We start from the raw sequence: 19,011 nt of genomic DNA, 5'->3' as shown, positions 1-19,011 counted from the left end.
AGAAGATTTTAGTAGGGTCTTTCATAATTATTTAGAAAATAAGAGCAGACGAATACTGAAATTTAGCAAGTTTATTTATCTTCTATTTGTTTTTGTGGAAAGGACATTTCCAAGAATTCCGATTTTGTTGGCAGTAATTTTTGTACCTTTGAAATCGCCTGATTGCACCTGCTGGATTTTTTGGTGGTCTGATTTTAGATAGTGGATTGTTTAGCAGGGTAAGCGCATCTAATTTTGTAGATATTGATACAGACAAAAAGCTTGAGACTCTATCTGAATATCAATTTTTCATTCAAAATAGGACAAATTGTCGTAAATGATTGAAAAAACATGGGTCGAATAGCTTTTAAAAGCCCCTTGACAACTGCCTTGCAGCCTTAACTTGTGACAAATGGCGGCTGGATGCCAACCGCCGCCATAAAATCAGTTGATATGGATGGTGGAAATGGTCACTGTGCCAACCGTGTTGATGAAGTCAATGACCTGATGCTTTCCGAAGTTGAAGGTTCCCTTGTTAGTGACAACAAAGCCTGCGTTGTTTCCAGAATAAAATCTATGCACGTCAGCGATACCAACTAGAATCTCGCCAGCATTAGCGAAGCACATTGTAGCGCGGTCGCCTCGAGGTCCTTGAGCGATGTTAAAGGTTTCAGGCTCGCATCTTGCACGGTTGACTGCATGAGCTGGTATAACCATACCAACAGAGAACCCTACTACGGATGCAGCTACGGCAGCCCACCTGGCGACCTTACCTCGCAACGAGAAGTTTTTTAATAGGTCGTCAAGCCCCCCCCCGCTATTCGCTTCTAACTCCTCATCCTTTAATAGCTCAAGGTCAGAAGAGGCGATTTGGACTTGCTGTTCGAGACTTTTTTGATTTTGCATCTTGGAATTCATTTAAATACTCCTTTTGACTCTATTTTTTGGTTGAGTACAAAGAGAAACTTTAGGTAGTTGTTTTCTCTGCTCCCACTTTTAAATAAGTTTTAGTTCAATCAACCTATACACTTATTGAAATAATTAAGATAGATTCCCAACAAAATAAGAGCTACATTTATAACCCTTGGTGATATTTGGTACAACGAGAAGGAGTAGTCGTCACAGCATCTGGAATTCTTGCAGCAGCACATTTGCGCGGTGAAGGTGGAGTTGCCAAGCTGCTGCTTAATAACCAGGTTTCTCAAGATGAAAATGGCACTTCGATTTTGGCTTACATGAGGGAATTTGCTGGGTATCAAGTGCCATTTAATTAGAGTTTACTGTTCGTGTCGTCTCAGAAATCTGTAGTTAGAAGTCGGGTTTCCTTAAGAAACCCGACTTCTTAAAGAAACTTCTTGATTGGGTTATCTTGTACAAAAGATTTCTTCTGCAAACCTTAATTAGGAAAAATCGTTTGCAGAATCAGAATGTGAATTGGGATGTAGACGTAGCAATGTAGAGACGTAGCATTGCTAAGTCTTTTGGTAATATAGCAATCCGAATTGAGATGTGAGAAAATACTTAGATTCCAAGTTGAGAATAGAGGTCAAATTTGATTCATGTCTGGCGACTGTAAGTCGCGGCTACACAAACAAAACCCGCCTGCGCGGGTTATCTATTAAGTCCACCTCCGTGGACTTAGTTTGTGTAGTAGCGGTAATAAAGCGCCAGATTATATACAAATTTCTTACAAATCATTTAGGATTGCTATATGATAATGGATGAATGTAGGAGGTGGAACATGACCATCGTAAATAAACCTGATACTTTCATACCATATTTGGAGAAGTTAGGCAGCGCTAAAATAAACCCATACCCATTCACAATTACCTTCTGTGGTTTTTGATCATGTCGGTTGCTCAACTTATATCTTGCACAGAGCCGTATAATTAGCTAAATCATCAAAAATATAAATATAAATATAAATATAACTAACTTAAAGCTGTAATATTTTTAGTCCATTAAAATGGACTTATGCTATCAGACTGGGACTTGCAGTCCCAGGTGGGTAAAAATGAAGTCAAACAATTAGTAATTATTTTAACGATAGGTTTCTATGGTGCAAGATATAAATCAAGAAAAAAAAGTAGAAATAATTCCAGACTCATTAGAAGCTATAATTTTTCCCCAGGGAGATTTATATAGTGATGAACCACCTGTGGAAACGGAATTACATCTAGAGCAAATCATGCTTTTCCTTAAATGTCTCAAATGGTTATGACGAGACAGGAATGATTTTTATGCTGCTGGCAATCTAACTATCTATTATAGTCCCCGTCAGCGCAAATCAGAGGATTTCAGAGGACCTGATTTTTTTGTGGTTTTGGGATGCGAACGTAAAACCCGTAAAAGTTGGGTAGTCTGGGAAGAAGAAGGAAAATATCCCAATATGATTGTAGAAATATTATCTCCCAAAACGGCTGAAGTTGATAAAAATTTAAAAAAACAAATTTATCAAGATACTTTTCGTACTCTTGATTATTTTTGGTTTGATCCAGATACATTAGAATTTGCTGGTTTCCATTTAGTCGATGGTACTTATCAACCCCTACAAGCAAATGATTACGGATATTTATGGAGTCAACAACTTGGTTTGTATCTGGGAATTCATCAAAATCAACTGCGCTTTTTTACCCCGGAAGGAAAATTAGTCCCCACACCAGAAGAGGAAGCTGAAAGATTAGCGGCAAAGTTGCGAGAATTAAATATTAATCCCGATGATTAGGTAAATCAATCACCTCCTAATTTCAACACCTTTACCTTCCCTTGTCCACAGTTCAGTGTCTTCGCTACTTTTGCTCCAGAATGCTACGCTTCACCTTCTCATAAGTTTTTTCTATATTGCACTTCATGCTTTCATAACTATCTTCAAGACTAGGTTTCATATTGTTATAAGCACGTTCGGCATTACGTAAAAGGTGTCCAAGCAATATAAAGGTACGTAAACTCATAAATCTCTCCTCTTTAAGTTCTACCTATTGTTTTCAAAAAGTAGGAAAAGAAATTTAAAATAATTCTTTTCTCTGCTTCCAATTATTTATAAGTTCAGGCTCAATGAACCTATACACTTAATTGGAATAATTGAGATAAATAAAAAAACCGATATACATTTATAACTCTTGACTAGAATAGGCAGATTAAAACTTCTGAGCAAAATTAGCGCACAACTTCCTATCAACCTCATTGACTTCAGGATTATTTCTGAGATAATCTTGTATTAAAGCACATCCTTGAACTAATAAGTCATCTAAATCCAAATTCCACAAAATTATTGTCCAGTCCTTGGATGCAGAAGCCATTTTGTTACCATCAGGAGAGAAAGTCACATCATTAACCCAGTCTTTATGCGCTTCTAGGGTTTTAATGATTCGACCAGTTTTAACATCCCACAGTTTGACTGTTCTGTCCCTAGACGCGGAAGCAACAGTTCCACCATCAGGTGAGAAACTCGTGCTGTTTACTTCGTCACTATGACCTATGAGGGTGTTGATGTTTCGACCAGTTTTAACATCCCACAGTTTGACTGTTCTGTCACTGGATGCAGAAGCTATTGTTTGACTATCAGGGGAGAAACTCACACCGTAAACCCATATGTTATGACCTTCGAGGGTGTTGATGTTTTCAGCAGTTTTGGCATCCCACAGTTTGACTGTATGGTCTTGGGATGCAGAAGCTATTGTTTTACCATCAGGTGAGAAACTTACACCCAAAACTTGTTCAGTATGACCTTTGAGGGTTTTAATGTTTCTACCAGTTTTAACATCCCACAGTTTGACTGTTTTGTCACTGGATGCAGAGGCTACTATTTTACCATCAGGTGAGAAGCTTACGTCCCGAACCTCACCTGTATGTTCTTCAAGGGTTTTGATGTTTCGCCCAGTTTTGACATCCCAGAATTTGACTGTACGGTCACTGGATGCAGAAGCTATTGTTTTACGATCAGGTGAGAAACTTACGCCCCAAACATCGCCTGTATGTCCTTTAAGGGTTTTGAGGTTTCGACGAGTTTTGACATCCCAGAGTTTGACTGTACGGTCACTGGATGCAGAAGCAACTATTCCATCAAGAGAAAAACTCACACCCCTAACCTCATTAGTATGCGTTTCTGGCGTTTTAATTATTTGAATAGTTTTGACATTCCATAGTTTGACTGTCCAGTCCCTAGATGCAGAAGCTATTATTTGACCATCAGGCGAGAAACTTACACCATTAACCTCGTGAGCATGACCGTTTAAGGTTTCGATTTCTTCAAAAGTTTTTACATTCCAGAGTTTGACTGTTTTGTCGCTGGATGCAGAAGCTATTGTTTGACCATCTGGGGAGAAACTTACATCATAAACCCAGCTTGTATGCTTGTCGAGGGTTTTGAAGTTTTTACCAGTGCTGACATTCCACAGTTTGACTGTTTTGTCGCTGGATGCGGAAGCTATTGTTTGACCATCAGGTGAGAAACTTACACCCAAAACTTTCTCAGTATGACGTTGCAAAGTTTTGAAGTTTTCACCAGTTTTGGCATTCCACAGTTTGACTGTTTTGTCACTAGATGCAGAAGCTATTGTTTGATTATCTGGTGAAAAACTCACGTCCCAAACCTCGTCTGTATGACCGTTGAGGGTTTTTATGTATTTTCCTGTTTTGACATTCCACAGTTTGATTGTTTTGTCTTCAGATGCAGAAGCTATTGTTTGACCATCACCTGAGAAACTCACGTCCAAAACCTTTGAATTATGCGCTTGGAAAGTTTGAATTTCTTGATAAGTTTCTATGTCCCATAATTTGACAGTCCCATCGTAGGATGCAGATGCTAATATTTTACCATTAGGTGAGAAACTTACACTTGTGACCTGGGAATTATCTTCTTTGACATCCCCTTTGAGGGTTTTGATGTATTTCCCAGTTTTTACATCCCACAGTTTAATTGTACTGTCAAAGGATGCAGAAGCAATTATCTTACCATCAGGTGAGAAGCTCACTTTACTAACCCAGTATGTATGCCCTTTGAAGCTTCTGACTCGATAGTTGTATATTACCTCTCGTAATGCGAGTACAACTTGCGACTTAGTTTCTGGAGCTATCCAAGCTTTCCAAATACTTTTTTTTAATAACTTTCCAGCTTTTATTGCATCTGTTAATGCAGCACCATGGTCGTTTTGATTAAAAAATTTCTCTGAGGTGCTACTTAATCTACTAGCTTCCGTATCGGTTCTACTAATTTCACTAAGAATAGCAAAAAATGAGACGATAGCCAAGCCAACAGTTAGCCCAAAAATAGTCAATTGATTTCTACGCTTTTTTACCCTTTCTTGCTGATTCTGCTTTTCTGCACTGGCTGCAATAAACTGCTTTTCTTGGGGTGTGAGTTCATCAATGCGATCGCTATACCATTTTAGTGCCACACTTAAGGGTGTTTCCTGCAATAATCTCCCAGAATCGTACTTATGATCTTGCCATTCTCGAACGTTTGGCTTTAATCTCTCTTGCCAAATCCGAAACTCTCGATTATCTTGAATCCACTGACGAAAAGTTTCCCATTCCCGAATTAATGCCTCGTGAAGGATTTCCACGGTTTCGATTTTCTCTGCGTTATCCCACCCTGTCACCACTAAACGCCGATCAGCTAAAAGTTTAACTAAATTCCAGTTGGCTTCCCCTACTTCTTTGCGAGTCGCTACACGTCGAGTATCTTCTGTACCTTCTCCTGGACAAACCAACTGGATGAATATTTGTTCGGCTCGTTTTTGCTGATTGGTACTCAGCTTTTCTAACACCGTATCAGCGTAGTTAGCCAAAGCTTTTTCTAAACCACCGATTTCTTGATATGCTTGATGAGTAAGAAACCATCTGCGTGGATTTTGCCAAAGTTGCGTCAGCGTAAACTCTAGTAACGGTAAACGTCCCCGTTCATTACCCAAATCTTTAATTAAAGTCTCCGCTAATCCCTCCTCAAGTACAACCTTCATTTTTTGGGCTGGTTTTTCAATCGCACAACGCAACTCCTCCCGATTCATCGGTGCTAAATTATAAATTCCTTGTTGCAACGCATCACTAAAGGGACGATGGGATAAAGCATGACCATAAAAATCGGCTCGCAAAGTCAGCAGTAAGGTAAATCTGGGGACGTTATTGATAGCATAGATTAATGCGTCTAAAAAGAACTGACGTTCTGCTTGTGGTGCAAGGGTGTAAAGTTCTTCAAATTGGTCAATGATAAGTAATAAGTGTTTTTTGGTGATAATATTATTGATTAGCTCAGCTAGTTGTGTCTCATCATGTCGCAAGTCGATCTCTAAAACCAGTTGATCTAATGTAGTTTGTGTATCCGTCGAATTTTCTGATGAATTTTGAACTGGTAATGGTGGTGAAAATTTGTGATGATGATTAAATGCGATCGCTAAATTTCCCAGGGGATTATTCCCTGGACGAAAGGAAATTATCTCCACATCTCCCGTTGCTCGCAACCTCGGAACTAAACCCGCAAACACAAGAGATGATTTTCCACTCCCAGAAGCACCTACAACAGCTACTAAAGGTTTTCTTTTCACTGCTGCTACCAACTCGTTAATGCATTTTTCTCGTCCAAAGAAAAAGGGTGCATCTGCTTCTTTAAAGGCTGATAAACCTTGATAAGGAGACTTTGGTAATTTACCAGATAATCCACCTAATTCTTCCCAAGTAGGAGGTGCTTCGGAGGTATTTTTACAAATAATCGGTAAACTACTCACCCCAGGAAGCGGTTTTTCTGATACCGACAACCCGGTTAGTTCTTTTAATTTACCTCTAGCTTTGGATACCGCAGTAAATAAACAATCTCCACCTGCATAGGAAGCCAGAAAAAAATTGAGAAATTTCTGAGCGATTTTATCTGGTACTGGTTCTCGCCAAACTATCACATAGGGTAAATTTAAATCTGCTAATCGTTGGGCTAAACCCAATCCATCACAGGAATTAAAAATTGCTAATTTTAAACCTTGATTAATTGCTGATGTTAAAGTTTGGGGAATTTCTTCTAAATCTAAACTGTCATCGGGATTAAGAGCTATTATCCCTTTTCTACCATGTTCGCGAGATTCACTATGTCCAGCAAAAAATAAAATATCACAAGGCTCATCCCAAAGTTGATGCAATTCTTCGCGCTTGGGTTCTTTCAAAAAAACGGTTTCGGCTCCTCGCTTTTCTAAACCTAAAATTAATTCCTCGTCAGTTGAGGTATCAATGTTTTGGCTATCACCCAAAATACTAATAATTTTAATTCTTCTGAAAGTTTCAGAATCTGATTTTTTAACTTTCTCAAAGGATGAAGAAAATAAATATTTAAAACAAAGTGCTACTTCTGATGCCGAATTTTCCCTAAATAAATTACATTCTTGCCAAGGAATATGATGTAAAATATTTTTGGTTATCTCTGATTTAATTTCCTGAGCATTAATAATTAAACGAATATCCGAATTTAGATTCGAGGGAATTACTAATTCTAACTGTGACTTGATTGGTAATAGCCACTGGTTAAGTTTTTCTTTTAAATATTTAGCGTATTCAGAACAAACATCTGTAGATATATTTGTAACTTGATTCTGTTTAAAGCCTCTACTCTTCGGTTGAGCTAATAAGTCGTAGGTTTTTTTCCAAAGTTCATAGCTTTGGGGAATTTCTGGGGCTGAGGGTAATTGAGTCTTTAATTGTATAGAATGAGTATGAGTAGAAAAAGCATCTATCTGAAGTTGGATGTTTCTAAATCCTTGTTCAAAATCACCATCTACAAATTGGAAATTTACCCATACTTCCATAAATAACCATAATTAATTATAGCGATAAGCGTTAAGAAGCTGATTAAATAAATATCTAAAGTAAATTTAGCACAATTTGATGTCAATACGAGATTTATTTAAGACAAGGCATAATTAATTTCTACGCTTATGTCTTTAGATGGGAGCCTCTGTTAAGTCTTGTCCATAAAAACACTACTTAGTCAAAGCTCATCGAGCCTTTGGACGTGAAACGCTTCCCAGCTAAATGATTCCCAGCCTGGAGGTAGGGAACCACTTAGCAAGCTCTCTAGTTAACCTAATAAAAAGTCAAACTGAAAAACAGCATCATTGAAGTCATTATCGCTTACACCAAGATTGCTCGGAAGGTCTTCAAAACCAAAGGTATTATTTCCACGAGCTTGTAGATGTGCAACTCCATCGGGATTAGCTTCGATAAAGCCAAAATAAGCTACTACATCATCAATGAATTCAGCAGCATTATTAAATGTGTTTCCTTCTGCAATTTCACTCTGGATAAACCCTTCAAAACCTAATTCACCACCGTTAGCAATTACAAAAGGTGCATACAAGCGACCTCCATTAAGAATAACATCTCCAAATTCCTCAGTTGAGGTATTTACATTTTCATTTCCTGATGAACCAGCTCGCAATACAAAATTCTCAACGCGGTTTTCGAACGCAACTCTTGCGTAACCTTCTTGTTCGGGAAGTATATCGGCTACACCATCGCCGTCAGTATCTATTCCACCGTTTGCGTCAACTATTTCGTATAAACCTACAAGGTTGTCAAAAGCTGCATCTGTCCCTAAATCCAATACATTATCAGCAAGTCTAGTAACAATATTAGTATTGTCACCAGCTGGAGTTGTATCAATAATTAAATTGCTGGCTGCATCGGCTTCATTTATGTTAAATGCAATATTGACAATTTCCCTCTCTTCTGATTCTGACGGTTCGGGTGTTGGTTCTGGTTCTGGTGTGGGTTCTGGCGTGGGTTCTGAACCGACTGGTGGGGTGTCATCAGTATCGTCGGGTTCGGGTGTTGGTTCGGGTTCTGGTGTGGGTTCTGGTGTGGGTTCTGAACCGACTGGTGGGGTGTCATCAGTATCGTCGGGTTCGGGTGTTGGTTCTGGTTCTGGTGTGGGTTCTGGTGTGGGTTCTGAACCGACTGGTGGGGTGTCATCAGTATCGTCGGGTTCGGGTGTTGGTTCGGGTTCTGGTGTGGGTTCTGGTGTGGGTTCTGAACCGACTGGTGGGGTGTCATCAGTATCGTCAGGTTCGGGTGTTGGTTCGGGTTCTGGTGTGGGTTCAATACCATCTGAATCTTGAAGCGATAAAGTCACTGTACTGGCATTAGGATCAACTGTATATCCTTCACCAGGTAGAACACTAAAAGTTAAATCTTGAGCGTCATCAACATCATCATCAAAAATCGGTACAGTTATAGTTGCTGGCGATGCGTTAATTAGAAAGTCAAAACCACTGGTATCATCATTAACTCTTACAAATCGCCCATTCTGGAATTGGGCTGCGAACACATCTAATTGACCCAGAGCATTTTCAGTCGGACTATCAATAGTAACAACTAAACCACCTTCTGGGATTGGTTCACTCGATGTGATTGTAATAATAAGTTCGGTTGCTTCTTCTTCAATCAGGACTGTAGGACTTGCACTAATTCCAACTGCCATAATTTTGATTCTTAAAACGATGCGAACAACAATCTTTAATATAAACGAAAATACTTACTTAAACTTTTTTATTAATACTAATATTGCCATAATATTATCGGTTAAATTTCTAACTTATGACAGATTGACTAATAGAGTCAGGTGAAAGCAAAAAGTCAAAAGGCAAAAGAAATGTGATTTACCTATTCAGAAATTGAGAATTTATCAATTGGTAAAAGCTTAATTTCTCGTGGGGTTACATCGTGGGGTTAAGAAGTCGGGTTTTTGGTGGTGTTAAGTTGTCGCGCATTTAATTTGTATTTTTCTAGCGGGCTAACAGCCCGCACTACAAGACTTTAAGAAAATTTGAATATACAAATTAAAGGCTTTTAGGGATATTTGTCTTAAAAACCCGACTTCTGTGATTGTTGGTGGTGGTGTAAGAAGTCGGGTTTAAAAATAACTAATTCCAGCAATTCCTCAAACAAAGAATCTCCAAAATTCATCAATCTTAATGAAGGTTTTTCGTCGAATATTTGGGGATAAAAGGTAATATTATACGTATTGTCTTTATATATTAACTGCCAAGTTTTTTCCTGACTGGGGGTAAAAATCACGTTGGAGTTTTTGAGAGTTATTGAAGTATTAAATAAATTTTCTATAACTTGTGGTGTAAAGGGTGTAGGAACAATTGGTTTTTGAATTTCGTTTTTATCTGCATCCATATCCATTACAACTAATTCTTTGATCGCAAGTCGTGCTGGGGTATCTATGACTGAATCGAATTCCGACATTAATACGTCTTCTTCTTGTGGATCAGCACTCATTGCTGCTTGTTCGATAAAGGTGGGGATTTGCGCTAAAATTGGTTGGAGATTACCGACAACCGTAGCAAAAACATTAATGCGATCGCGCAATTTTCTGTAAACTTTGGCTTCTACGGTGCCATCGTAGTAAAAGTTGTGAATTCGCACGGTAGAATATCTTTGTCCAATTCTGTCGATTCTACCAATGCGTTGTTCGACTCGCATGGGATTCCACGGCATATCATAATTAATTAATACACCGCAATTTTGTAAGTTTAATCCTTCGGAAGCGGATTCTGTACACAGAAGAATTTTGATTTCATTTTGACGAAAGCGTTTTTTGATTTCTTCTTTAGGAACGATTTTCCAAACTTGTTGATGATCAACTGTTTGCAAAAGTTCTCCACCTCTACCGGAATAGCAAGCAATTTGACTACCGTAGGATTCTTGCAATGTTGCTCGCAGATAGTCCATTGTATCGGTGTATTGAGTAAAGACAATAGCGCTTTCTCTTTGTAAAAGTTCTTGACGAAGTATTTTGATAAATTGAGAAAGTTTGGTATCTTCCCCGGTATTGTCAAATTGTTGTAATAAATCTTCAAGATATTGAATTTCTTGGGGGTCTACTTCTTCTTTGATATTTTCAAGATAGGATTCCATGCCAATAATTACAGCATCATCAGCATCGTCTAAATCAGCAAAATCATCATTGCTCAAGATACTTCCCTGTTGGGTTAATAAGAAATCCAAACGGCGTTGCAGAGATGATTTAATCGCGTAAAATGAACTGGTTAACCGTTTGCGGTATAAAGTCATCAAGAAACCCAAGCAAGAACGTTGGTCTTTTTGCGCTAATCTGTAAAAATGTCGCACGTAGTCGCTGACTGCTTGGTACAGGGGAATTTCTCGTTGTGGTTCAAGGGCGATCGCGTTGTCGTATACTTCTCTAATCGGAATATCTTTTTCTAAAAGTCCTCTTTTGTAATATTGTCTTAAAGTATCGCGGGTATGACGAAACATCAAATCTTTGAGCGGGGTATTTGCGGTGAGATACTGACAAGAAGCGGTGATGAAGTCTTTATCTGCTAATAATTTTTTATGGTTAACGATTTTTTTACCGCGTTGCCAAGTATCTTGGATTTTATAAGCAAGATTGCGGTCTTTTTTGCGTAAGAATTGTTCTAATTTAGAGCAAGCTTCTCCACCAAGTTGGAAATAATTACTACACATTAATTGCCAAAAGTCAAGGTTTTCTGGTTTGGGATTTTGTTGTAAAGATTCAAAATAGCTACAGAAATTATCGCCATAACTCCAATGACCTTGCAATCCTAACAGATATAATAAATCGAAGATTTCAATGGCATCAATTTGCATCGGAGTTGCTGAGAGGAGAATTAAAGATTTAGTTTTCTCCTTTAACTGCTGCATTAACTGTAGCAAGCGGTTTGGGGTTTCTTTGCGGTTTTGCGGACTTTTGCGACGAGCATGGTGTGCTTCATCTAATATTATTAAATCCCAAGATTCAGCTTCTAAAAGTTCGAGCATTCGTTCTTTTCTTCTTACCAAGTGAGAAGAAGAGAGGATTAAATCGTGAGAATTCCAAGGATTTAACCTCACCCCTAACCCCTCTCCTTGTGAAAGGAGAGGGGAATGTTTTTGAAATTGGGGGGTTAGGTTTGTAAATTCATTTTGGGAATAACTCCAGAAATGCAGATTAAACTTTTCTCGTAACTCTTCGAGCCATTGCGGTTGTACGCTAGCGGGTGCGAGAATAAGTACGCGCTTGACTTTTTTTGATAATATTAAATATTTGAGAATTAAACCTGTTTCAATAGTCTTTCCCAAACCAACTTCATCAGCGATGAGAAAACTTTGAGGAAACGTTTCTGCAACCCGACGGAGAATTTTAATTTGGTGTACCCAAGGTTTAATCGGAATTGATTTTAAGCAAAAATCCAAACAACCAGGATGAGTATGAATATTAGCTAACTGATTAAACTTATCTAATTCATCTTCACTTACTTTTAATACCTCATTATCTCCTTCCTCAGCGCTCTCTGCGTCTCTGCGGTTTTTTAATCCATCATCATTTCTATCAATAATCCGAGTATCAAATTCTATTTTCGCATCCCATATAGGTTTAATATCGGGAGTATATTGTAAAAGCTTTCTTTGTACAGCTTCCGGAACATCAAATACCCGCACATTAGGTGAAATATCGTACCAAAGTTGTTCAAACCGAGAAACTTCTTCCTCAACGCGATCGAGTTCCCTTCCACCTTCCCAAGAGCAATAAACGTGGAAAGATTCGACATTTTTGGACCAACCGCTGATAGACTCATTATTAGAACCACTAAAAGCTAAATTATCCCCATTACTATCAGTAAAGATACCAACTTTTTCATGAAAAATATGTTGTGGATCTAATTGTTGTTCGCTGGATTCAGGAATACCATCCTTAAGAGGAATCGCGATTTTGATATCAAGATAATTATTTGCAACCAACCAACTGAGAATTTCAAAATGTTTAAGTTGAGCAAAGTTTTCTGGTGGTTTTAATTCTGCATCTAAACGACTTAATAAAGCATCTCTTAACGCAAAACCTTGTTGAATCGCAGATAAATCTTGCTGGCTAAATTGACAACCCATAATTAACCGGATTTGCCCTTGATGATGTAACATTGCTCCCAAACCACGAGCAACTTTACTCAAAATTGCGCTGCTAAAAAAACCAGATTTACGGTCATATTTTATCGCACATTCTAAAGCGGGAATGTAGAAGTCAGCAATGGTATTATCAATATTGCTAGAGTAGCTTATTTTCCAGGAATAATCGCGTAATAATTTGGGCATATTATACAGACGTTATGATAAAAGAACCTCACCCCCAACCCCTCTCCTTATTAAGTAAAGGGGGGTAAGAATTAAAGTCTTTCTCCTAAGATAGCGTAGTATTTAGTAACCGTATTTACCAAATTTTCCTAAACTATCAGCCCATTCACGTACAATATTATGTGCGACTCCAGAACCTTTACGACGATAATCTTCAAGGGCTAATTTACTTTGTTGAATCATTTCGGCTTCGGTGAGAGGTTGAAAATTTAATGCTGAATCTATCTCACCATATTCAAAAGATTCTCGATCAGCTTGAGTGGGTTGATTTAGAAGTAATTGCTCAAAATCTTCTAAATTCTCGGATGAACTCCTTAACCATGTTAAAAGAATTGTTTTTACTTGTTCTGGTGGTAATGGTTCAAGATGTTCTAATATTTGCTGTTTAATATCATTTGTTGTCATGATTTATAAATTATGTCAAAGTGTATTGGGGTCGATTCCTCTTTGTTGTAACCTTGTTATGAGACTCTGCAATTGTTCTTCTGGTGTTTGGTATCTATTCCCATTTTGGTCATACCAAAACAACCATTCTCGCGTTCTTCCTTGATAAATTCCTTGTTCTTTTCCAATACCTAAACCTATTTCTGGCATCCAAATTTGATTACCTGGTTGTAAAATATATTCACCGTTAACTAAACGATAAACTTCTAACCGTTGACGCTTGCGACGTAGACGGGTTGGGGCATAAATAACGTAATATAATATCCCTAATTCTGCATAATCTATTTTTTTCTGTTCGTATTCTCCGTTGTAAGTTTGAGAGACAACTTCTAAAGCTAAAATTGGCGGAATATTATCTTCTTCCCAAAGTACGTAACTTGAACGTCCGTTTTCTCCGATAAATCTTTCTACGTTCAAGCTTAGAAATCCATCGGGAACAATCGGATTTTTGCTGGGTTCGTAATAAACTCCCATATTAATTCCAAAGTACCAATCATCGCGATTTTGCCAAATTACTGACAAGATTGCTAATAGTAAATTAGGTATTAATATTTGTAGTTCGCTATCCACGGGGGTATCGTCAGAATCTGGTAGTTCTGCGGATGATGGTAAACAGTCTAAGGGATTGTATTGATACATGATGTTATCCCTTGGTAAAAAGGTGTGACTATATTTTACTATTTTTTTTAACGCAGAGGAGCGCAAAGGTAAACGCGAAGGAACGCAGAGTTTTTCTCTAATTTGGTAAATAATTCCAATGCAATCAAAAAATAAATCAAAATAATTCTAACTGTCCCCCTTGATTCAATTCTAATTCCTGCTGTACGTAGGATACTTTGGCTTTAATTTCATCCATTGATAACCACAATTCTTGTAATACTTTTTCTTCGGGTATGCGTTTCTTTTCGTCGCGGATTTGCGGGATAACTTTTAAGGCTACTTCAAATGTCCGCATGAATAAATCGTTGCTAACTAATCCGGTATTTTTCAAAAATCTGCGGATGGGTTCGATGTTTTCTTCTTCTTGGTAAAGGGCAATTATGGCATGAAGTCCGTCTAATAGATATTGGGCGGAAAAGTCGTTTTCATTCACCGAGAAAGCGCGTTTTTTGAGCCTTTGTTGGGGTGTAAGTAATTTACAACTACCACCTTTTGATTCTATTAATTTATGCTTTTTCGCTAAGTCCGAAACGTCAAAACCACCCACAGCTAAAGCCAGTTGTCTCGCTTCGTCAAAGGGAAATTCGCGGGCTTCAAAGGTGTCCCATGCTAATATATACCATTGGGTTAAAGCATCGATGCCGTTGAAGTCTTTACCTTGTAATAAGTTTTGCAATCGGTATTCTACTATCGCTTGACGCACTTCCTCAAATGCTGCTTTGGGTTCTACTTGATTGCCAGCGCTGTCGAGAATGCTGGTATATTTGGTAAATACGCTCAAAGCTGCACCGAAAGCGGTTAAGCATAAATCGATACCGGGGGGTTTGATGCGGTGATGCGGATTTGCTACTTTGTCAGCATCGGGACGAGAATCTGCGGTTAAGGATTTTTCGATTTCTGGGGCTTTTTCAAAGACGATATTTCTGATATCAGTGCGAACGTCATCCCACCAAGCTTGTTCGGCTTCCGGGTTGCGTTTGCGACATACTAAAAGTACGGTGCTGGATACGGCATTTTTCTGCGCTTGGTGCAAATTTTGCGGGTTTTCGGTACTCACAGCCCAAGATGCGGTAATCTCGAAACCTGCATCGATGAGTGATTTTGCTAAGACATCCCAAGCACCGGAATCTTTATGGTTAAATTGTACAGTCATTACCCCATCGTCGCGTAATACTCGGTGGTATTCAGCAAAAGCCATTGCCATTTTAGCTTCGTAGTCTTGGTTAGCGAGTTCTTCGGGGGATATTCCCATATTGCGGAAGCGGGAAGGATTGGCGACGGCTTCGCGGTCTTTGTCGGTGAGTTCGAGGTAGAATAATTCCGGGAAGATATCGCCGAGGGTGCGTTTTAGCCAGACATAGAAGAAATCTGAAATATCAGCGTAGGGAATTGTTCCATAATATGGTGGATCTGTGATAACTGCGTCTACTGAGTTATCAGAAATATGGATTAAGTTATCGGCTGATTCGGAGTTAATTTGAATTGATTTTGGATCGTGTTGTTCGATTCCTGGGATACCTGTTGAACCGGGTTTAGTTCCGAATAATGCACATAGTTGATGATAGTCTGACGCAAAAGCATCGGCACAAAAATGCCATAATTCTGCATCACCACTTGTTTCTGGATAGCACCACATAAGATTAAGTGCATGTTGTCCAGATGCGGCTTGTGAAAAAGCTCTAGATGCTTGCCAATGAGATAATCTACAATTTTTATCCGCGCATCTATCTAAAACTAAAGCTAAATAAGTTGCGATCGCTTGTACTTTCTCCCATTCATACTCAGCTTGAATTAATGCTTTTGCTTCGTTGATAATTTCTAGATAAGTTACAAGCGTTAAAAATTGACGATAGTTATAGCATTGCATCCATTCTGTAATTCCATAATTACGAATCATAGAATATTGAGGATTAGTCGGTGTAGCTTCATGACTAATAAGATTATTTGTTTCCCATTGACTGAGCTTTTCAAAAAAATTTGATTCAGCTAAATAAACACCTTTTAAATCACATTCTCTTGGTGTAGTAAATTCTAAACTACCTTTACCTTTTTTATAAGCTATTGCATAAAGTTGATGACCTAATTTACTTTCTTGACTTGGTGATGAAATAAATTCATTATCAATCACATTTCCACAATTAGGACACCTACCAACACCTCGACTAATAGTAGTTGTAGTATCTGGATCGTATTCTCCATCATCAGTTTGAATCGTCGTCCCCTTCCCCTTCTTTCCCTTAACCAATTCAAAATCAACCCGCTTATTTTCAGGATTAGGAATTGGCTTTACCGCACACCATTTATGTAAATTCTGCTTTTCCGGACGTTTATACAACCACCAATTCGGACTCAAAGGAACAACCGACTGACAACTCGGACAAACAACCGTATGCGCCCATAAATAATTTTGCACAGTTTCCCCTGGGTTACAAGGAAAAAACTCAGCTAACCTTTTTTCGGCTTCATCCCCTACCCACTTCACCCATTTATCAATATCCTGCTGCAAATCGGGACCAAATTTCAACGGATATTCCATCGCAGCTTTCATCGTCACCACCGCAACGGGATTCAAATCGGAAGCAAGCACATTTAACCCATATCTCGCAGCTTCAAAGGGTATACTACCACCACCTGCAAAGGCATCTAAAACCGTCGGTGTGCGAGTTCCCCAAGTTTTTTCACAATAATCCTGTACCTTCTTAATTCGCGTCGAACTTGGTGGAGTTTTGTAAAGCTTGACTTCCTTTCCCGGTACCAACCCCAATAAATGCTCAAATTCCTGCATCGTCACATCTGCGGGTAACAAAGAAGCCAAAACGGAAGCACGACTAAAAGACAAAGGCTTGCGAGAGTACCATCTATGTAAACCCTTAAACGGATTTCCCCCATGCTCGTAATATACCTGCTGGTTAAGCAATTGTACAGGCATCATTTTCTCGATGAACAGTTGGGGACGTTTGGGGGTTGGGTTGGACATATATTAATTGTGCTAGATAAAACACTTATCACTAAACATGATAAGCGGTAAGCACAATCTTGCGATCGGTACTATATATAGACTCAACCCTTGGATATTCATCATGTGTCCACCATACTTTTATTCTCCCACCTTGCGCGGGAGCGGTTCCGACTTCGTAATATCCTGCATTAATCATTCTTTTTTCAAATTCGCTTGATGGTAGTGTTTTAGTGGTAAATGCCGATAAACCCTGTATTATATGTTTATCCAGCGTCATAGCTACCCTGATATGTTGTAAATATTTTGTATCCTGGTAGTACTAATGCAATTCCCGTAGAACTATGAATCATACCGGGATATTTGTAAGGGTTATCATCAGGTATTGCTCCACCAATTTTAAAAGTAAAATATGGACACCAAAAATAGAATCCTGGTATTAATAAATCCATACTATAGGCAATTGCACGAATCTTTTCTTTTCTATTAATTAATGCTTGTTTAGCGTCCATATTGATACCTCTGTCAAAGTTTATAAAAGTTTACCTATGCAATCCGCAATATTAGTTGTAACCTTGAAAACTAAATCGATGCTTAATTTACTTCTGCGTATCGCAGAGCTTTACCGTATTCTAAAACTTCGAGAAATGTTTCTTCGTCAGAAATAGAACCTGTAAATTTTTCGAGCCAATTATTTGCGGTAGGAGCTACTGATATTTGGTGTTTAAGTTCAGCTACTGTACGTTCAAGATTTATTAAACGTTGCTCTACGGTTGTTTCATCTAGCATAATAAGATTTGTGATAAGGGAATACTATGGTTAAATATATCAAATTTGTTAATTTAATGGCTCAATCATTAACCAAATTCATTACGGTACAAGAATTTCTGGAGACAAAACCAGAAAGATGATTATTATAATAAGGTCAGGGAATATGAAGAAATCGGCATACCTGAATATTGGATAGTCGATTATTTAGGCTTAGGTGGAAACAAATTTATCGGTAAACCAAAACAACCAACTGTGTCTATTTATAATTTAATTGATGATGAATATCAGGTGAATTTATTCCGAGGCAATGACCGGATTATCTCTTCCACTTTCCCGGAACTAAATCTCACCGCACAACAGATTTGTGATGCTGGAAATTGACAGCTATTCGTCAAAATTCGGATTTTTCCTACCGATTCCTAATTCCAGAAGCTTGATTTTTACATCCTTCCAATCAGTACCGCAATAGTAATACCTTTTATCCAAAATATTAGCTATATAATAACCTTGTTTACCACCGTTGATGCGGAAAAGTTCAAGAGCAACTTTTTTCATTGAAGTGTTAAATGCTGAGAATAAATCATCATCTGAAGGTAAAGGAGAGTTAAATAAATTTACAAAAGGTTCCCCATGCTTAAAAGCCCAACCGTTACCGCGACGTTCGATAATTCGGTAGTAAATAGGACGGATAATAGTTGTGTTTAAGTTTGACATAGTTAATATAGATATAAGAAAGATTAAGGAAGATAGCCCCTAAGTGCTAATTAGGGGCTATCATTCTAGTTAGTTGTTGCCATTCTCAGACTCTTGCTGTGGTTCATCTGCCACATCTTCCAAGTCTGGTTTGACAACTTCCGAGTCTACAAGGTATGTTTCACCAAAGACTTTATCCTCTTTCTCCCAAATCCCTTGAAAAAGACGGATAAAGATTTTAACTGGAATTAAACTCAATGAGGTTGTCACCAACCCCATTGGTCTCCAGAACGTAGCGTGAAACTTTCGCTTCACTACGCTCCTCGTCAAGTGCCTTTAACTAAGAGCATCGACCTTTATAGCGCATCGTCTAT

Annotated in this window: 14 protein-coding genes and 2 pseudogenes; 3 read left to right on the top strand and 13 right to left on the bottom strand. The window is 38.4% G+C overall.

Translation table 11 applies throughout. The features are described 5' to 3' along the window. Positions 1–423: 423 nt before the first annotated feature. The gene (locus tag IQ247_RS21025) at positions 424–897 is read right to left on the bottom strand and encodes a beta/gamma crystallin domain-containing protein (protein WP_193923077.1); all 474 of its coding nucleotides are present in this window, start codon (positions 895–897) and stop codon (positions 424–426) included. 176 nt (positions 898–1,073) lie between these two features. Between IQ247_RS21025 and IQ247_RS21020 the strand changes: the two genes are divergently transcribed. Then, the gene (locus IQ247_RS21020; RefSeq protein ID WP_193923076.1) at positions 1,074–1,253 is read left to right on the top strand and encodes a hypothetical protein; all 180 of its coding nucleotides are present in this window, start codon (positions 1,074–1,076) and stop codon (positions 1,251–1,253) included. Between the two features lie 782 nt (positions 1,254–2,035). Next, a pseudogene (locus tag IQ247_RS21015) lies at positions 2,036–2,704 on the top strand (Uma2 family endonuclease). A gap of 64 nt (positions 2,705–2,768) precedes the next feature. On the opposite strand, the gene IQ247_RS21010 reads toward IQ247_RS21015, so the two are convergent. The 10 genes from IQ247_RS21010 to IQ247_RS20965 form a co-directional block, all read right to left on the bottom strand. After that, positions 2,769–2,930, bottom strand: a complete 162-nt coding sequence (locus IQ247_RS21010; RefSeq protein WP_193923075.1) for a hypothetical protein — start codon at positions 2,928–2,930, stop codon at positions 2,769–2,771. Positions 2,931–3,116: 186 nt separating this feature from the next. Further along, a complete protein-coding gene (locus IQ247_RS21005; protein WP_193923073.1) occupies positions 3,117–7,763 on the bottom strand; it encodes an nSTAND1 domain-containing NTPase in 4,647 nt (1,548 codons plus the stop codon). A gap of 272 nt (positions 7,764–8,035) precedes the next feature. Next, entirely contained in the window at positions 8,036–9,436 is a 1,401-nt protein-coding gene (locus IQ247_RS33190; protein WP_193923072.1) for a DUF4114 domain-containing protein, read from the bottom strand. A 383-nt stretch (positions 9,437–9,819) separates the two neighbouring features. Beyond that, a complete protein-coding gene (locus tag IQ247_RS20995; RefSeq protein WP_193923071.1) occupies positions 9,820–13,074 on the bottom strand; it encodes a helicase-related protein in 3,255 nt (1,084 codons plus the stop codon). Between the two features lie 102 nt (positions 13,075–13,176). Further along, on the bottom strand, positions 13,177–13,518 hold the full coding sequence (locus IQ247_RS20990; RefSeq protein ID WP_193923070.1) for a hypothetical protein: 342 nt from the start codon (positions 13,516–13,518) through the stop codon (positions 13,177–13,179). A gap of 15 nt (positions 13,519–13,533) precedes the next feature. Further along, entirely contained in the window at positions 13,534–14,196 is a 663-nt protein-coding gene (locus IQ247_RS20985) for a Uma2 family endonuclease (RefSeq protein WP_193923069.1), read from the bottom strand. A 136-nt stretch (positions 14,197–14,332) separates the two neighbouring features. Further along, entirely contained in the window at positions 14,333–17,194 is a 2,862-nt protein-coding gene (locus IQ247_RS20980; RefSeq protein ID WP_193923068.1) for a DUF1156 domain-containing protein, read from the bottom strand. A 31-nt stretch (positions 17,195–17,225) separates the two neighbouring features. Further along, a complete protein-coding gene (locus IQ247_RS20975) occupies positions 17,226–17,453 on the bottom strand; it encodes a hypothetical protein (protein WP_193923067.1) in 228 nt (75 codons plus the stop codon). Then, on the bottom strand, positions 17,440–17,685 hold the full coding sequence (locus IQ247_RS20970; RefSeq protein WP_193923066.1) for a hypothetical protein: 246 nt from the start codon (positions 17,683–17,685) through the stop codon (positions 17,440–17,442). The genes IQ247_RS20975 and IQ247_RS20970 overlap by 14 nt, the downstream gene beginning before the upstream one ends. Positions 17,686–17,767: 82 nt before the next feature. Beyond that, complete coding sequence (locus tag IQ247_RS20965) at positions 17,768–17,962, bottom strand: transferase hexapeptide repeat containing protein (protein ID WP_193923064.1); 195 nt, start codon at positions 17,960–17,962, stop codon at positions 17,768–17,770. A gap of 108 nt (positions 17,963–18,070) precedes the next feature. Between IQ247_RS20965 and IQ247_RS20960 the strand changes: the two are divergent. Then, positions 18,071–18,325: pseudogene (locus tag IQ247_RS20960) on the top strand (Uma2 family endonuclease); the annotation flags it as partial. A 3-nt stretch (positions 18,326–18,328) separates the two neighbouring features. On the opposite strand, the gene IQ247_RS20955 reads toward IQ247_RS20960, so the two are convergent. Together IQ247_RS20955 and IQ247_RS20950 are read right to left on the bottom strand one after the other, a co-directional pair. Further along, entirely contained in the window at positions 18,329–18,658 is a 330-nt protein-coding gene (locus tag IQ247_RS20955) for a hypothetical protein (RefSeq protein ID WP_193923063.1), read from the bottom strand. A 69-nt stretch (positions 18,659–18,727) separates the two neighbouring features. Continuing rightward, on the bottom strand, positions 18,728–18,952 hold the full coding sequence (locus tag IQ247_RS20950; RefSeq protein WP_228059926.1) for a hypothetical protein: 225 nt from the start codon (positions 18,950–18,952) through the stop codon (positions 18,728–18,730). Positions 18,953–19,011 lie beyond the last annotated feature (59 nt).

Origin of the sequence: Plectonema cf. radiosum LEGE 06105, from assembly GCF_015207665.1 — a bacterium.
Taxonomy (GTDB): Bacteria; Cyanobacteriota; Cyanobacteriia; order Cyanobacteriales; family Nostocaceae; genus Rivularia; species Rivularia radiosa_A.
The sequence above is the reverse complement of the archived record's forward strand: the minus strand, read 5'-3'. Positions and strand labels throughout refer to the sequence as shown.

Coding starts and splice junctions, on each gene's coding strand:
- IQ247_RS21025 (WP_193923077.1), bottom strand. CDS start 897: ATGAATTCCAAGATGCAAAATCAAAAAAGTCTCGAACAGCAAGTCCAA.
- IQ247_RS21010 (WP_193923075.1), bottom strand. CDS start 2,930: ATGAGTTTACGTACCTTTATATTGCTTGGACACCTTTTACGTAATGCC.
- IQ247_RS21005 (WP_193923073.1), bottom strand. CDS start 7,763: ATGGAAGTATGGGTAAATTTCCAATTTGTAGATGGTGATTTTGAACAA.
- IQ247_RS33190 (WP_193923072.1), bottom strand. CDS start 9,436: ATGGCAGTTGGAATTAGTGCAAGTCCTACAGTCCTGATTGAAGAAGAA.
- IQ247_RS20995 (WP_193923071.1), bottom strand. CDS start 13,074: ATGCCCAAATTATTACGCGATTATTCCTGGAAAATAAGCTACTCTAGC.
- IQ247_RS20990 (WP_193923070.1), bottom strand. CDS start 13,518: ATGACAACAAATGATATTAAACAGCAAATATTAGAACATCTTGAACCA.
- IQ247_RS20985 (WP_193923069.1), bottom strand. CDS start 14,196: ATGTATCAATACAATCCCTTAGACTGTTTACCATCATCCGCAGAACTA.
- IQ247_RS20980 (WP_193923068.1), bottom strand. CDS start 17,194: ATGTCCAACCCAACCCCCAAACGTCCCCAACTGTTCATCGAGAAAATG.
- IQ247_RS20975 (WP_193923067.1), bottom strand. CDS start 17,453: ATGACGCTGGATAAACATATAATACAGGGTTTATCGGCATTTACCACT.
- IQ247_RS20970 (WP_193923066.1), bottom strand. CDS start 17,685: ATGGACGCTAAACAAGCATTAATTAATAGAAAAGAAAAGATTCGTGCA.
- IQ247_RS20965 (WP_193923064.1), bottom strand. CDS start 17,962: ATGCTAGATGAAACAACCGTAGAGCAACGTTTAATAAATCTTGAACGT.
- IQ247_RS20955 (WP_193923063.1), bottom strand. CDS start 18,658: ATGTCAAACTTAAACACAACTATTATCCGTCCTATTTACTACCGAATT.